The organism is Mesorhizobium sp. M7A.F.Ce.TU.012.03.2.1 (assembly GCF_004006095.1).
Classification (GTDB): Bacteria; Pseudomonadota; Alphaproteobacteria; order Rhizobiales; family Rhizobiaceae; genus Mesorhizobium.
Genome location: NZ_CP034779.1, coordinates 4,989,706 through 5,004,439 on the forward strand (window position 1 = coordinate 4,989,706; position 14,734 = coordinate 5,004,439).

General features: G+C 61.9%; 16 protein-coding genes, 1 tRNA gene and 1 pseudogene. 10 read left to right on the forward strand and 8 right to left on the reverse strand.

Translation table 11 applies throughout. From position 1 onward, the window contains the following. The first annotated feature begins 272 nt into the window (after positions 1-272). The 4 genes from EJ079_RS24690 (at position 273) to EJ079_RS24705 (ending at position 3,236) form a co-directional block, all read left to right on the forward strand. The gene (locus tag EJ079_RS24690; RefSeq protein ID WP_127369243.1) at positions 273-956 is read left to right on the forward strand and encodes a phosphoglycolate phosphatase; all 684 of its coding nucleotides are present in this window, start codon (positions 273-275) and stop codon (positions 954-956) included. A gap of 364 nt (positions 957-1,320) precedes the next feature. Beyond that, positions 1,321-1,395, forward strand: a tRNA-Val gene (locus tag EJ079_RS24695). A gap of 169 nt (positions 1,396-1,564) precedes the next feature. Beyond that, positions 1,565-2,365 carry a TIGR02391 family protein gene (locus EJ079_RS24700; RefSeq protein WP_127810409.1) on the forward strand — a complete coding sequence of 267 codons (801 nt, stop codon included), beginning with the start codon at positions 1,565-1,567 and terminating at the stop codon, positions 2,363-2,365. Between the two features lie 88 nt (positions 2,366-2,453). Then, positions 2,454-3,236, forward strand: coding sequence for a hypothetical protein (locus EJ079_RS24705; protein WP_127810410.1), 783 nt, complete (start codon positions 2,454-2,456; stop codon positions 3,234-3,236). Positions 3,237-3,282: 46 nt separating this feature from the next. On the opposite strand, the gene EJ079_RS24710 is transcribed toward EJ079_RS24705, so the two are convergent. Both EJ079_RS24710 and EJ079_RS24715 read right to left on the reverse strand, forming a co-directional pair. Continuing rightward, positions 3,283-3,546, reverse strand: coding sequence for a hypothetical protein (locus tag EJ079_RS24710; protein ID WP_127810411.1), 264 nt, complete (start codon positions 3,544-3,546; stop codon positions 3,283-3,285). A gap of 151 nt (positions 3,547-3,697) precedes the next feature. Then, a complete protein-coding gene (locus tag EJ079_RS24715; protein WP_127810412.1) occupies positions 3,698-4,051 on the reverse strand; it encodes a hypothetical protein in 354 nt (117 codons plus the stop codon). A gap of 675 nt (positions 4,052-4,726) precedes the next feature. Here EJ079_RS24715 and EJ079_RS24725 point away from each other — a divergent pair. Further along, the gene (locus tag EJ079_RS24725) at positions 4,727-4,984 is read left to right on the forward strand and encodes a PepSY domain-containing protein (RefSeq protein WP_024503292.1); all 258 of its coding nucleotides are present in this window, start codon (positions 4,727-4,729) and stop codon (positions 4,982-4,984) included. A 358-nt stretch (positions 4,985-5,342) separates the two neighbouring features. Beyond that, entirely contained in the window at positions 5,343-5,828 is a 486-nt protein-coding gene (locus tag EJ079_RS24730; RefSeq protein WP_164873849.1) for a hypothetical protein, read from the forward strand. A gap of 144 nt (positions 5,829-5,972) precedes the next feature. Here EJ079_RS24730 and EJ079_RS24735 read toward each other — a convergent pair. The 3 genes and pseudogenes from EJ079_RS24735 to EJ079_RS24745 all read right to left on the reverse strand — a co-directional run bounded on the left by EJ079_RS24735 (position 5,973) and on the right by EJ079_RS24745 (position 9,883). Beyond that, positions 5,973-6,862: pseudogene (locus EJ079_RS24735) on the reverse strand (arginase family protein). Positions 6,863-7,034: 172 nt separating this feature from the next. Continuing rightward, complete coding sequence (locus EJ079_RS24740) at positions 7,035-8,927, reverse strand: murein L,D-transpeptidase (protein WP_127810414.1); 1,893 nt, start codon at positions 8,925-8,927, stop codon at positions 7,035-7,037. A 209-nt stretch (positions 8,928-9,136) separates the two neighbouring features. Beyond that, complete coding sequence (locus EJ079_RS24745) at positions 9,137-9,883, reverse strand: 3-oxoacyl-ACP reductase family protein (protein WP_127380162.1); 747 nt, start codon at positions 9,881-9,883, stop codon at positions 9,137-9,139. Positions 9,884-9,981: 98 nt separating this feature from the next. Between EJ079_RS24745 and EJ079_RS24750 the strand changes: the two genes are divergently transcribed. Together EJ079_RS24750 and EJ079_RS24755 are read left to right on the forward strand one after the other, a co-directional pair. Further along, positions 9,982-10,596 (forward strand): TetR/AcrR family transcriptional regulator, encoded by a 615-nt coding sequence (locus tag EJ079_RS24750; RefSeq protein WP_127810415.1) that lies wholly within the window; start codon positions 9,982-9,984, stop codon positions 10,594-10,596. A gap of 54 nt (positions 10,597-10,650) precedes the next feature. Then, entirely contained in the window at positions 10,651-11,046 is a 396-nt protein-coding gene (locus EJ079_RS24755) for a rhodanese-like domain-containing protein (protein WP_127270856.1), read from the forward strand. Between the two features lie 13 nt (positions 11,047-11,059). Here EJ079_RS24755 and EJ079_RS24760 read toward each other — a convergent pair whose 3' ends face one another. Then, complete coding sequence (locus EJ079_RS24760) at positions 11,060-11,968, reverse strand: alpha/beta hydrolase (protein WP_127270854.1); 909 nt, start codon at positions 11,966-11,968, stop codon at positions 11,060-11,062. Positions 11,969-12,015: 47 nt separating this feature from the next. On the opposite strand from EJ079_RS24760, the gene EJ079_RS24765 reads away from it, so the two are divergent. Continuing rightward, positions 12,016-12,468, forward strand: coding sequence for a MarR family transcriptional regulator (locus EJ079_RS24765; RefSeq protein ID WP_023813960.1), 453 nt, complete (start codon positions 12,016-12,018; stop codon positions 12,466-12,468). Positions 12,469-12,486: 18 nt separating this feature from the next. Here the strand turns inward: EJ079_RS24765 and EJ079_RS24770 are convergent, their stop codons facing one another. Together EJ079_RS24770 and EJ079_RS24775 are read right to left on the reverse strand one after the other, a co-directional pair. Beyond that, positions 12,487-13,098: a pyridoxamine 5'-phosphate oxidase family protein gene (locus tag EJ079_RS24770; protein WP_127398717.1), complete on the reverse strand. Its 612-nt coding sequence runs from the start codon at positions 13,096-13,098 to the stop codon at positions 12,487-12,489. 73 nt (positions 13,099-13,171) lie between these two features. Continuing rightward, on the reverse strand, positions 13,172-13,525 hold the full coding sequence (locus tag EJ079_RS24775) for a DUF971 domain-containing protein (protein ID WP_127810416.1): 354 nt from the start codon (positions 13,523-13,525) through the stop codon (positions 13,172-13,174). A gap of 199 nt (positions 13,526-13,724) precedes the next feature. Between EJ079_RS24775 and moaA the strand changes: the two genes are divergently transcribed. Then, on the forward strand, positions 13,725-14,720 hold the full coding sequence (moaA, locus tag EJ079_RS24780; protein WP_127270849.1) for a GTP 3',8-cyclase MoaA: 996 nt from the start codon (positions 13,725-13,727) through the stop codon (positions 14,718-14,720). Positions 14,721-14,734 lie beyond the last annotated feature (14 nt).

Sequence of the window (14,734 nt, forward strand, 5' to 3'; positions counted from 1 at the left end):
GCGCCAACCCAACCGCTTGGCGCTGCCGCGAACCCATCATAAGGGGGAAAACTGTTACCTATCTATCCGGTTCAAACTGTTACCCATCTATCGGCTGGACACCCGGCAGGGCGATGAGGGGCAGCGCCGGCTTCCACAATTGGTGGTCCCGCCACACGTTGAAACTGTCACCGGTCTGAAGCGATTGCCAAGCCGGCTTGCCCCCAGTCAGCTTGCCATGACGCGCCGCAGCCGCTATCGCCTGCCCATTGCACACCTGCCCAGGACAGATCATGACCCGACCGATCATCGTGTTCGACCTCGACGGTACGCTGATCGACACAGCGCCGGACCTGCTCGACAGCCTGAACCACAGCCTTGCCGCCAGCGAGATCGCCGCGGTCGACGAAGCCGGCTTCAGGCGTTTTGTCGGTCACGGCGGCCGGGTGATGATCGAGCGGGCGCACGCCGCCCATCAGCGATCGCTTGCCGTCGAGGAGCACGACCGCCTGCTGAAACTTTTCCTCGACCACTACACGCTCAACATCCCCGGCAAGTCGCGCCCCTACCCCGGTGTCGTCGAGGCGATCGCGCGCTTTGAGGAGGCCGGCTATATCCTCGCCATCTGCACCAACAAATACGAAGCCAACTCGCTGGCGCTGATCGAGGCACTCGGCCTGACCAAACATTTCGCGGCGATCGCCGGACAGGACACGTTCGCCTTCCGCAAGCCCGACCCGCGCCATCTGATCGAGACCATCAAGCTGGCCGGCGGCGACCCGCACCGCGCGCTGATGGTCGGCGATTCGCAAACCGACATCGACACGGCAAAAGCCGCCGGCATCCCCGTGGTGGCGGTCGATTTCGGCTACACCGACCGCCATGTGCGCGAATTCGAACCCTCGGCGGTGATTTCGCATTTCGACGCCCTGACGCTCGATCTGGCGCAAAGGCTGATCGCCGCGGCTGGAAACTGATTGGAAAGCGGCCGGCCAGGGCAATCACATACGGGCAATGACTGCGCCCTACGGATACCCCTACCCCTAACCCTCCCCACAAGGGGGAGGGAGATTCCGTCGGCGCCATCTCAGCAAATTTCCAACGTTCTCGACGCAAAAGGCGAGAGCGCGGCAGCTTCCCTCCCCCTTGTGGGGAGGGCTAGGGTGGGGGTCCTTCTTCGCAAGAATCCATATGCGATTCCCTTGGCGAAGCGGCCGGCGTCTTGTCGAAGACAGGGTGGGCGGGCGACAATCCGATCCTTATCGGAACGCCCGACACCGCCTTGACTTCCCGCACCTGCCTCCCTTATATCGCGGCTCGCTTGGCCTTCGGGCAACGAGCGGGCGATTAGCTCAGCGGGAGAGCACACCCTTCACACGGGTGGGGTCGCAGGTTCAATCCCTGCATCGCCCACCAATTTTTTTATAAAATCAGTAACTTACTAACTAACTGCTTAAATGCGCCGGTGGTGCCCTTCACGTACCGCCACTATGTCGCCACCTGTTTTCAGCATTGGTATCGCGCCCGCCGAAAAACTCTATCGTCGCTCCTGCCTCTGATCGCGCTTTTTGAGTGAAGGAAAAACATGGCACGTCGGCCGGAACCAACTCCACGTTCAGCTGCGATGTCGGATGCCCAAGTCCGCGCGGCTCTTCCAAAGCTGAAGCGACGCCTTAACGAACTATCTGCTCTCGACGTTTTCAGCTTGCCGGAAAAGGACGGAGGGAACATCCTCGATGGGCACTCAACCAAGATAAATTCAACTCTTCGAGACGTGTTTGGGGCTGATACACTCGAATATTCTGAATATCACGTTCAGACCTTCCGGCCGGAGTTTTCTGTTTGGTTTGAGGGGTTGGATGACTCCCTACGGGGCAACATCGACGAAGTCGACGATAAGGTGAAGAAGTCTATCACCACGCTGAAGTCGATCATCGAAATCTTTGAAGAGCGGGCCGGCGATGAAGGCGAAAATGGCATCCAGAGCACCATACGCGCGTATGGTGGGCTCGATCTTCATCGGGAAATCGCGCGCGCAGCAAACAAACTCTACCAGGACGGCCACTATGCCAATGCTGTCGAGGCGGCCGTAAAGGCCCTCAACGGCTTGGTGCGCCTCCGAAGCGGACTTGAGTTCGATGGGACGACGCTAATGGAACGGGCGTTCAACCCGTCGAATCCCGTATTGAAGTTCAACGCACTCCAAGACCAGAGCGACAAGGACGAACAGAAGGGCTTCATGCAGCTCTTCAGTGGCGCGGTCTCGGGCCTACGAAATCCGCGGGCACACGGTTTCATCAACGATGACGCTGAACGCGCCTTGGAGTTTATCGCCTTCGTGAGCCTGCTTGCTAAGCTTCTAGACGAGGCTACCAGCCTAACATGACCTCTGCGGTCGCCATCCTTCGAAGCTGGTCAACGATCGAGCTCAAACGGGATCTACAGACACCAAAGGATTCACGCACGAGGCTGGTATGAAGCAGGGCAGGACGAAACCTCAAGGAGCCAGTGGGCCGATCAAAACGGGCCAGGATGGAGCGGAATGGGCGGTAATCCCTTTCCCTGAAGACAAGGCTGAACGTGAAGAAATGATTGCGAGGCTCTTCGTCAAGGGTTTCGAGATCTACGTTCAGATGCAAAGCGAACCGTCTTGGGCGCCGTTCGGCAAGCCTAAGCAAAACCTTGAAAATGACATCGATTTCACGGTCATGACATCTCAGGGCGAGAAGCTAATGGAACTCGCCGAATTTGCGCCGCTGAAATCACACGGTGGCACGTTTGCCAATGCACCGAAAAAGATCGACCCGAAGGAAAAAACCGAACTGGCGCTCAGCCTCATTCAGGAAAAATCTGCTCACCAAGGTGGGAAAGACCGCTTTCTCGTGATCTATGCCACTGAGCAGGGATTTAGGATCGACCCGATGACGGTCGAGCGTCTCCGCCGAATTTTGGCGATCTATCCGCCAAATTTCGAGCGAATCTATAGTGCCAGCCCGATAGATCTTGAATACGCTGCAGTCTCCGAAATCTATCCGGGCAAGCCCCATCATTTCTGGGGAAGTGAACCGATCGATGTCCTCGATCAGTGGAACACGTATCAACCCCACCCAACCGAGTTTACCGTTGGTTTTTCTAGGACGTGGTCTTGGCCGGTGACAATTGTCTACGGGCAACACCGCATCGTAGTTGAGGCGACCGTGTCCATCTCAGGATCAGGCCTATTCGGAGTAACCCGCACTGTCTTCGGCGGATCCTGAGCACTATCGGCCATTGACCGACCTCAAAGCGTCGCAGGTTCAGTCCTCATCCATCGATCTTCCTGAACGCCCCACTCCAAGCCAGACATTTAACAACTACACCCCGCCCCTCCCCGCCAAAATTCTTCTGGGCGAAATTCAGGGCACAGCTGTAGCTCGTATAGCTCTGGAACTGACAGACGTCGGAGTCGCGCCACACCTTCATCTGCTCGAGATCCCAGAACGAAACCTCGATGCGGTCGTTGGCGCAATAGACCGTGTACTTTTCCGGTTCCAGCGCTCGGGCTTTCTGTACGAGACGGGGCTTCATCGAGCTTCACCTGCCATTTGCCCGACAGGTCGCTGACCGCTTCGTTCGTCAGCCGCTGATGCGTAGTCGCAGCAATGGAAGGTGGCGAGACAGTCGCCACGCATGAACTCCTGTTGATGCGTCTAAACTATGCACTGCTCCGGAGCCGCGATCAGCGCTTCATCGAGTGCAGGATGGCCTGCATGTGCTCTTCCAGGTCGAGTTCACCCCGAGCCTCAGCGGTCAACAGGTAATCGGCCTTGGCCCGGCGGTCGCCTCGGCTGATCGCCGGGTAGGAGCAGATGGCCAGCAAGGCTTCCTGTTCAATCCGGTCTGCCCTCTTGCGTTCGTGGCTGCTGCTGCCCACTCGATGAACAGCCCTGTGAAGCCCGACATAGCTGGCTTCATGGGCTCCGATCAGCGCCCGCAATTCGGGTGAGGCCCCTTCCGCTTCGGCAAATTTCGGTTCAATGACCGAGGCCACGGCGGTGAACGCAAGAAGTGTACGGCGGGTGACTTCGGGCATGGCTCATATCCCTGCTGTCTGATCATGCAGGCACACCATAGCACCGGCGCAACGGTTCGAAGAGATGCTCCGGGACGCGACCACACTGTCTGCTGACAAAATGTATTCGCTTCCGTAGCCCGCCCGCCCAGCAGCCGGTGTGGCCTTAAGTCGCAATGATTGGCTTGCGAAAGCAGGGTTTCGGGGCTTCATTGGCACTGCAACCAACACCATATGGTGATCCACAGCCCTCCAAAACGAGAGAAGCTCGCTTTGACGCGGTCGCCTTGCGGCCGTCAGCCGGCAATGGCTATGAACCAGGAACTTGAAAAACCATGCCTGAAAATGTCAGACCAATTTCGAAAGACGTCCCCCTCATTCAGCTAGGCGTCTATCAGTGCCGCTTCCCGGTAAGCGAAGACCGGTCGGTACCCGGCGGTTATCGTTTCTGTGCCGGGCCAACTTCGGCGGATCGCGTTTATTGCGATCACCACCACAGCATCGTGACCGCCGTCGACCCTCGTCGAGCCCGTTCAGGTCTCCACCCCGCTCAACGACGCGCTGCGTAAGTCAAGCGGGCGGCGGCCCCTCATTCGGGCAGCTGCAAATCGGTGGACTGAATCGGCACGCATTCCGGCCGCGGAACAAACCGGCACGCCAGCGAGTTTCTCTCCGGCGGAAACTTGAGGGAAAGCCATGTCCAGATTTCTGCTGGCGACAAGCGTCGCCGTTCTTCTCGCCGGCGCGCCGGCCCTGGCCGCGGACGACAAGCCGCTGCCGCCGCCCAATGCCAAGAAGCTGTCGGAGATCATCGCCAAGGTCGAGCAGCGCGACGGCTTTCGCTATGTGGACGAGGTCGACTGGGACAGCGGCGCCTACACCGTCACCTATTACACGGCGGACAAGGCAAAGGTTGAAATCACCTACGATCCTGTGACGGCGGAGCCGAAATAGGGTTCGCCGCATCAAATTAGCCAGCCTTTCCCGGCGCCGGCGCCGCCCCTCACCTGCCTGCCGGCATCCTCTCCCCGTATAGTGACGGGGAGAGGGACGCTGTCATCGCCCATTTCGCCAATCACCGGCGTTGCAAGGATGGCGCCGGCGTTGCGGCCAGCCCCTTTCTCCCCGTCACTATACGGGGAGAAATGTCCGGCAGGACAATGAGGGGCAGCACTGACTTTGGCGATTGGCGTTCTCCGCTGCAAGTCGGACTTGTCGTTGGCCTAAAGCGATTGCCCTTGCCAACCGTCGCCTCCCCTTGCGTCTGTCTCGCTTTGATGGCTGACTGTCGCGACGCGGGCCGCATTGGGGGATGGGGATGGCGACGGCAAAGCACGTGATGAAGCGCATATTGATGATGTTGGCCGGCTACTTCGTGTCGGTGCTGGTCGGCCTGATCGCCATCGCGGTGATCTATGGCGTGCTCAGTTCCTTGCCCAACGCGCCCAGCTATTTCGACGCCATGGGCGTTTCGCCGATCGCGGTGCTGCTGGTGCCGCCGCTCGGCATGTTCGTCTATTTCCTGACCATCGTGGTGACCGCGCTGCAGACGCTGATCTTCGCGCTGATCGCCGAGTTCTTCTCGCTGCGCAATGTCCTGCTGCACATGGTTTTCGGCGCCGGCGCCGCGGTCGGCGGCTTCGCCTTGATCTGGCCGAGCGCGCCGGAGGATATGGACCCGGAGCGTTGGGTCGACATCGGCATCATTGCCGCTGCCGGCCTTGTCGCCGGCTTGCTCTACTGGCTGATCGCCGGGCGCGACGCCGGCTTCCGGCGGCCACTGTTCGAGCGCTACTAGCTTGCAGACTCATAATCGCGGAGCCACGCCGATCGGCTCATGCGGAGCCTTGAAACAGATTCCGCCGCAATATGAAAGCAGTAGAAACGACCTCAAAATCGGTCGCTTCTTGCTGCGCCCGAGAGCAGGCATGGCTCGTCATCGTCATGGCGCTGCTGTTCCGAGCGCAGCGGCCAGTACGTCGGCCAAGCCGCGTCCGGCGCTGCCGTCCTCATCAAGGCGCGGATTGTAGATGGTGATCTCGAGGCCGACTGCCTTGCCGCTCGCCAAGGCAAGCCGGAGCGCGGCCGTTAACTCGTCCCACGACAACCCGCCTGGCACGCGAAAATCGACAGCCGGCATGATGACGTCGTCGAGACAGTCGGCGTCGAGATGGATGAAGAAGCCGTCCAATTCCGCTCTCGTCAGGTGATCGACCGCTTCGCGTGCGGCGGCCTCGATGCCCGTGGCGCGCACAGCGGGAAGGTCAAGCACCTTGAGCTCTTCGGGGAGCGGCTGGCTTCCGTACTCCTCCTGATCCTTGTGATCGCGATACGCGAAGGCGACAACGTCTTCAGGGCGGACCAGAGGACCGCGACCTTCGATGTCGGTCAGGAGCGACGGACCGTAGCCGGTGACGAAGGCGAGGTCCATCGAGGCACCCTCACCATTGGGTTCCGCCTCTGGCTGGAAGAAATCGGCGTTGCCGTCAATGAAGAGCAAGCCGTAGCGGCCGCGCCGTCGAAACGCGAGCGCCGAGCCCAGCACGATCGTGCAATCGCCGCCCAGCACCACTGGAAACCCGCCTGCGTCAAGCACCGCTTCCACGGCGTCGGCGAGCTTGGGCGACCACTGCGCAATAGCCCTGCGTTCAGGGTGCCGGTCGCGGGATCGGGCGTCGGGTCCTTCGGAGGCACAGCCAGCCGCCCGGCGCGGCGCGCCTGGATGCGCTCCGCAAGGCCAAGGTCCAGGAGCCGGCCAGGCAAGCGCTCCACACCATCGGTCGCCAGGCCCAGCGTGGAGGGGGCTTCGAGAATCGCATAGTGGCTCGACACAGGCGCCTCCGCTTCGAGCGCTAAACATCGTTCGTCCCTGCCGAAACAGGATCACAGTTGCGTTTTGAGCTTGTTCGATAACGGTAGCCGCCGCTCCTCGTTCCCTCTCGGCCGCCTTTCCGCTTTCGGTCATGCCGTATTTATGAGTTAACGGCCTACCGAAAGCCCTGGATCAACTCGAAGGCGAGCGAACCGCCTCCGTGGCGTCCAGAGCCTGCTTCAGGCGCGAGTCGCGGTCGTAGACGTCGCCGAAATATTCGACCTTGCCGGACAGATCAGGCCAGGCGGTGAAATAGGCGACATAAACCGGGATCGTGCGTGTCACATTCTCGGTCGAGTGGCCGTGCTTCAGCTTCTCGGCGATATAGTCCACGGAGGTGCCAAGCACCGCCGCCGCCATGCCGCGCGGGTCCTGCAGCCGCACGCAGCCATGGCTGAGCGCGCGCATATCACGCTGGAAGAATGATTTCTGCGGCGTGTCGTGCATGTAGATCGCGTGCTTGTTGGGGAACAGGATCTTCAACTCGCCCAGCGCGTTGGCCTCGCTCGGCTGCTGGCGCACGCTGTAGGGGATGTTCGCGCCATAGGCGCCCCAGTTGACCGCCGACGAAGGAATGCGCTTGCCGCGCGAATCCGTCACCTCATAGCCGGACCGGTCGAGATAGCCCGGATCGTTGCGCAATCTCGGCAGCATCTCGTTGACGATGATCGATTGCGGCACGCCCCAATAGGGATGGAAATCGACCTGCTTGATCTGGTCGTAGAAGAAGGAGGTCTGGTTGGTGGTCCGGCCAACGACGACACGCGTCTTGAGCTTTTCCTCGCCATTGTCGATGTAGCTTGCGGTGAAGGCCGGCTGGTTGATGAAGACGCGCGGGCTGCCAAGATCGGAGGGCAGCCAGCGCAGTTCCTCGAGCGCCACTTCCACCTTCAGCAGCTTGTCGGCCTTGGATGTTCCCGCCAGCGTCGCGACGGTGCGCGGGCCGATGACGCCGTCGCCCTTCATGCCTGCCTTTTGCTGCACGGCCTTGATGACCGGGACCAGTTCCGGATCATAGACTTCGCTGGTGGCCAGCCTGGACATGATCTCGCCATAGGCGCCGCCCATCTCGTCATCGAGATTGCGCGCGATCAAGGTCAGCAGCTTCGGCAGTTCGGGGCTGGTTTCGCCCGGCTTCAGCAACAGTTTGGGGTCGACGACGATTTCGTTTTCCGCACTGGCCTGCAGAGATTCGAGTTCGACGCGCAGCGCCTGGTATTCCGCATTCTGCGGATGCCGCGATTCGAGATAGGTGCGCACTTGCTGGGTATGCGCCAGCGTCCTCAGCACGCCTTGCAAGTCGAGCGGCTTGGCCGGGAAATCATAGTAGCCGGTCATGCGGTTGGGATCGACGCGGCCGTTCTGGGCGTCATGGGCATAGCGCAGCACACGCGCGGAAAGCGCCATCTCGAAACGGACGAGTTCTTTCAGTTGCGCATTGGCGTCAGTCGTCGATGCGCCGGCAGCGGGCACTTCGACCGTATAGTCGGCGGGCGTGAGACCATAGCTTGAAGCCTCGCCAAGCACCCGAACCGCATCCTGCGCACGGCTGTTGAGGCTGGTTCCGCTTATCCAGATGAAATCCGGATTGGCCGAGTAATACGCGATCAGCGCCTTGGCGATGTCGGGCTCGGCTAAGAGTTCGTAGTCAGCCAAGCTGGCAACCGCTTCACGAAACGCAGCGCCCGTTGCCGACGGCACGAAAGCCGCATCCTGTGGCGTCGCCGGCTCTGGCGTCGGGGCCAGCGCCGAGAAGTCGACGCGAACCAGCCGGTCCGCCTTGTAGGTGTAATAGGATGGGCTGCTGATTCTCGCGCCGCCACCGCCACCGCTGGCCGGAGCCTTCGGCTTTGGTTTGTGCTTCGGTGGCGGGGGCGGAAACTCGCCTTTCGGCGCATGCTTTACGCCGCCGCCGAAAAGCATGTCGAACAGCCCCTGCGCGCCTGCCTGGGGTACACCGAAAGCCAGCGTTGCCGCGATCGCCACCAGCGGCATCACGGTTGCTTTGTTTCCGAGGAATTTCATGAATCACCCGCTCCGGCCGCAACCGGTTCCCGTTCCGCACGCTAGATCGTCCCGCTCACCGCATGGCGGATGTAAGGCGCGACTATACTGATTCATACCGATTTCGTTAAGCTTTCATAAATTTTGGAAAGCCTGTTGCAGAACGGTTTCACAAGATCGTGACGGCTGGAGCGGAGGGTTGTTCCGCCCCAGCCGGAAATCTCTCGGGATCAGGCGTTGGCGCCGCCATCGATGGTCAGGGCAGCGCCGGTGACGAAGCGGCCTTCAGGGCCTGCAAGCCAGGCGACCATACCGGCAATGTCATCGGCCTTGCCGAAACGCGGTGTTGCCATTTTCCGGCGCTGATGCTCGGCATGCGGGCCGTCGGCCGGGTTCATGTCGGTGTCGGTCGAACCGGGATGGACGACGTTGGCGGTGATGCCGCGCGGGCCGAGGTCACGCGCCAGCGCCTTGGTCAGGCCGACCAGCGCCGCCTTGCTGGCCGAATAGGCCGTGAGGCTGCCGTCGGTCGCCCTCTCGGCAAGGTTGCTGCCGATCGAGATGATGCTGCCGCCCTCACCCATATGCACGGCCGCCGCCTTCGAGGCGATGAATGGAGCCCGGAGATTGACCTCCATGGTCTCGTCGAAATCTGCGAGCGACAGCGTGTCGATGGGGGCGGCCCGCCAGATGCCGGCGCTGTTGACCAGGATGTCGAGCCGGCCGAAGGCGGTCACTGCGTCATCGACGGCCTTGTCTATGGCCACCGCATCGCGGTTGTCGGCCTTGATCGCGATGGCGCGGCCGCCCTTGGCCTCGATTTCGGCGACAACCGAGCGGGCCTGCTCCTCGCCATGCACATAAGTCAGCGCGACACTGGCGCCGTCGGCCGCGAGCCGTCGCGCAATCGCCGCACCGATGCCGCGACTGCCGCCGGTGACGAGCGCGGCCTTGCCGCCCAGTTGGTTGGATGACATCGATTTCTCCTTTTGTAACGATCGATACATAAATACCTGTCAGCCTTGCCCGTCGGCGTCAACTTAATTATGTATCGATCAACACAGAAAAGAGCATCATGTCGGAACGAGGCCGCCCCCGCACTTTCGATCGAACCGCAGCCCTGCGCCGCGCGATGGAGGTGTTCTGGGCCCGTGGTTACGAAGGCGCATCGATGAGCGAGCTGACCGCCGCCATGGGCATCAACTCGCCCAGCCTCTACGCTGCCTTCGGCAGCAAGGAGGCGCTGTTCCTGGAGGCGACGGATTTTTACTCGCACACCGAGGGTGCCGACATCTGGCTGGCGCTGGAGGAAGCTCCGACCGCGCGGCAGGCGATCGAACAATTCCTGAGCCTGACGGCGAGGGCCTATGCGCAGAGCGATCGTCCGCAAGGCTGCCTGATCACGCTGGGCGCACTGCAACAGGATTCGAGCCGCGGCGCCATCTGCGACGACCTGCGCCGTCGTCGCGCCGAAAACCACACCGCACTGCAGAAGCGTCTGGAGCGCGGCGTTGCCGAAGGCGAATTGCCGACGGATTTCGATGCGAGCGCCGCCGCGACCTTCTTCGCCACGGTCCAGCACGGCATGTCGATCCAGGCGCGCGACGGCGCCTCGCATAATGCCCTGCTGGCGACGGTAGCCGGGGCCATGGCGGCCTGGAGGACGCTGGCCGGCGGCAGCGCGGCGTGACAAACGCCGGCTGGTGTGCTCGAAATCCGCCAGCAAGGCGGGAGGGATGAGAGCGTGAAAAAGGGTTATCGCGAGCTGCTGGACGAGGCGAACGCCGTGATCGAGGTGGTTTCGCCGGAGGAGGCGGCCGGGCTGATCGACGATGAAGACACCATCTTCGTCGATCTGCGCGATCCACGCGAAGTGGAACGCGACGGCAAGATTCCCGGCGCCAAGCATGTCACGCGCGGCATGCTGGAGTTCTGGATCGACCCCGAAAGCCCTTACCACAAGCCCTTCTTCGCCTCGGGCAAGAACTTCGTGTTCTTCTGCGCCGGCGGCTGGCGCTCGGCGCTGGCCACAAAGACGGCGCAGGACATGGGGCTTTCGCCGGTCAAGCACATCCTTGGCGGCTACACCGCCTGGAAGGCCGCCGGACTGCCGGTCGAACCCGGCGAGAAGAAGAAATAATCTCGACCGCCGCTCAGTGCAGCAGCAATGGCTCGCGATTCGCCACGAAGCCAACCGCGCGTTCGACCACGCCCTTGTCGGCGAGAATGCGGCGGTGGCCGAGCCCGTCGGCCCAGTAGAGCCGCACATGGCCGCCGGCGCCGGCATAGCGCCTTGCATGATCGGCCGAGACTTCGCGGTCGTCCTGCGCATGGATGACCAGGGTCGGCACCGGCGCCTGGGCGAGCTGACGGTCGCCGGTGAATTCGTGCAGGGGGCGGCCGGAAAGATGCTCGACCCGGTCCGCCATGGCGGCTTGCGAGCGCGGGCCGACATTGAGCATGCGGCTGAAGTCGGCAAAGATCGCCGGCAGGGAACTTGGCGCCGCGATCAGCACCAGGCGTCCGGCCGCCAGTGGCGGGATGTTCTTGACCGAACCGGCGATGGCGTTGGCGGCGACGGCGCCGCCGAAGGAATGGCCGACCGCCGCCACGAAGGGGCCGAACCATTCGCCGGCAACCCGCACCGCATCCACCGCATTGACCATGTTCAGGCGCCGGCCCTGCGACTGGCCGTGGCCGGGCAGGTCAAGCGAAACGACCCGGTGGCCGGCGGCGCGATAACCTTCTATCAAGGCGCGCATATATTCGGTGCGCGAGCGCCAGCCATGGACGACGAGCACCGTGCCGGCGGCCGCCCTGCCCGGCTCCGGGCGGAACTCGTGCACCATGACGCAGCCGGTCGCGGTCTTCAGCCGGTGATGACGCGCCTCGGTCATGAACCCGGCCGCACGGTCGACAGCACGGCGCTCGCCATCGCTGAGCGCCTTGACATTCGGGGTGCGGCAGAACAATTCGAACGCCGCGCGTCCGCTAAGCCGCGGCGCGACACGCTCTGCCGCACCGAACACGCCCCGGATGACCTTCAGCCCGAATGATGCCATAGTGAAAATCCATCCATACGTTCAAGCATGAACATAATAGTTCAAAGATGAACAATAAACAAGAGCTGCCTTGGGATAACCCGCGTTTCCGCAACTGGGTCGCGGTGGCGCGCGCCTGCCATGTGCTGGAGCGCACGCTGGCGGTAAAGCTTGCGCCGCTCGATTTGAAACCGGCGCAGCTCGACGTGCTGATGAACCTCTATCGCCACCCCGGCATGTCGCAGCACGATCTTGCCCGCAAGCTGCTCGTCGGCCGTTCCAACATCACCATGCTTTTGCCGCAGCTGGAAGCGCGTGGCCTGCTGCGCCGCGAAGGCGACGAGAAGGACAAGCGCATCCTGCGGCTTGCCCTCACCGAGGCTGGCGAGGCGCTGTTGATGCAGGCGCTGAAAGTGCATATGGCGCTGATCGAGAAGGCGATGAGCCAGTCGACGCCGGAGCAATGCGACATGATCGGCGAGCAGATGCGCAAGATCTATGATGTGCTGAAAGAGGCGTGACGGCCTTTCAGCCCGGACCTACCACATCGTCTTCTTCGCCCGTTCCGGCCATTCCTTGTCGTAGGTCTCGCCGTCGATGTTCCTGCGGCTGGTGATTTCCAGGATCTGTCCGGGCGTCGGCAGCGACTTCGGGTCGACGTGCCTTGCCGCGTTCCAGAGCTCGGAGCGGACGATGGCCCGGGCGCATTGGAAATAGACCGAGTCGATGTCGATGACGGTCACCGATCGCGCCGCCTTGCCATCCACCGTGAATGATGCGCACAGCGCTGTATCCGTGGTGATATGAGCGCGGCCATTGACACGCAGCGTCGTGCCGGAGCCCGGCACCAGGAACAGCAGGCCGACGCGTGGGTCGCGGATGATGTTTTTCAGCGAATCGGCGCGGTTGTTGCCGCGACGATCCGGCATCATCAGGGTTTTCGGATCATGGATGCGCACAAAGCCGGCGAGATCGCCGCGCGGCGAACAGTCCAGTCCCTCCGGGCCACTGGTGGCCAGCGCGACAAAGGGTGAGGCTTCGATAAAGGCGGCATATTCGGGAATGATTTGGTCGAGTTCCTTGACCAGCGAGGCCTCGCCTGGAACCCCATAGAGCGCCTCGAGCTGCTCGACCGTGGTGATGACGGACATGTTTTCGCCTCCGAACCTTTGACGGCGCTACGCCATCTCGATGACGTTTTGACGACAGCGAGGGGAATCAATTTTAGCGGTCCCGGCTCAGGCCCTTTTCCGCAAGCTCCGCGAGATAGGCTTCCCAGCGCGCATCCTTCTCGTGGCCGAGCGCATGCAGGTAATTCCAGGTGAAGATGCCGGTGTCGTGGAAATCGTCGAAGGTGATGCGCACGGCGTAGTTGCCGACTGGCTCGATCTTGAGGATTGCCACATTGCGCTTGCCGGGGACCGTCACCCGCTGATCCGGCGAATGGCCTTGCACTTCGGCCGATGGCGAGGCGACGCGCAGCAGTTCCGCCGGTAATTCGAATGGATGGTGGTCGGGAAAGGTGACGGACAGAAGTTTGCGGTCCTTGGAGACCCTGAGCTCTTTCGGTGCGGTCATGCTGTTCGATCCCGTCTCATCCGCCCTTCCCTACGCCGCTTCGCCAAACGGGAAAAGGCCTGATGAGACCGACCGACATGCGATGTCGGCTGAGAGATGTTACCAAAGATCGAGAGGCGCTATCTTGAATGGCAGGCCGGATCGTATCACATAGCGGTATATAACGAAGCCGTTCACGGCCACAGGAAGCGCTTGAAGCATGGACATGATTGATCCTTTCGGCCGCACGATCAGCTATCTCCGCGTGTCGGTCACCGACCGCTGCGATTTCCGCTGCACCTATTGCATGGCCGAGGACATGGCCTTCCTGCCGAAGAAGGACCTGCTGTCGCTGGAAGAGCTCGACCGGCTGTGCACGGTTTTCATCGAAAAGGGCGTCAGGCGATTGCGCCTGACCGGCGGTGAGCCGCTGGTGCGCAAGAACATCATGCATCTGGTGCGCCAGCTCTCGCGGCATCTCGCCAGCGGCGCGCTGGAAGAGCTGACGCTGACCACCAACGGCTCGCAGCTGTCGCGCTTTGCCGCCGAACTCGCCGATTGCGGCGTCAAGCGCATCAACGTGTCGCTCGATACGCTCGATGCCGACAAGTTCCACAAGATCACCCGCTGGGGCCATCTCGACAAGGTCATGCAAGGCATCGATGCCGCGCAGGCCGCGGGGCTGAAGGTCAAGCTCAACGCGGTGGCATTGAAGGATTTCAACGACGCCGAGCTGCCCGAGATGATGCGCTGGGCGCATGGCCGCGGCATGGACCTGACGGTCATCGAAACCATGCCGATGGGCGAGATCGATGCCGACCGCACCGACCAGTATCTGCCGCTGTCGCTGCTGCGCGCGTCGCTGGAACGCCAGTTCACGCTGACCGACATTCCCTTCAAGACCGGCGGCCCGGCCCGCTATGTCCAGGTCGCAGAGACTGGCGGACGGCTCGGCTTCATCACGCCGATGACGCATAATTTCTGCGAAAGCTGCAACCGCGTCCGGCTGACCTGCACCGGCACCCTCTATATGTGCCTGGGCCAGGAAGATGCCGCCGACCTGCGCGCGCCCTTGCGCGCCTCCGAAGGCAACGAGCTGGTCGCCGATGCAATAGACGAAGCCATCGGCCGCAAGCCCAAGGGCCACGACTTCATCATCGACCGCCGCACCAGCCGCCCATCGGTGTCACGCCATATGAGCGTCACCGGCGGCTGATCTTTTCGTGAAAT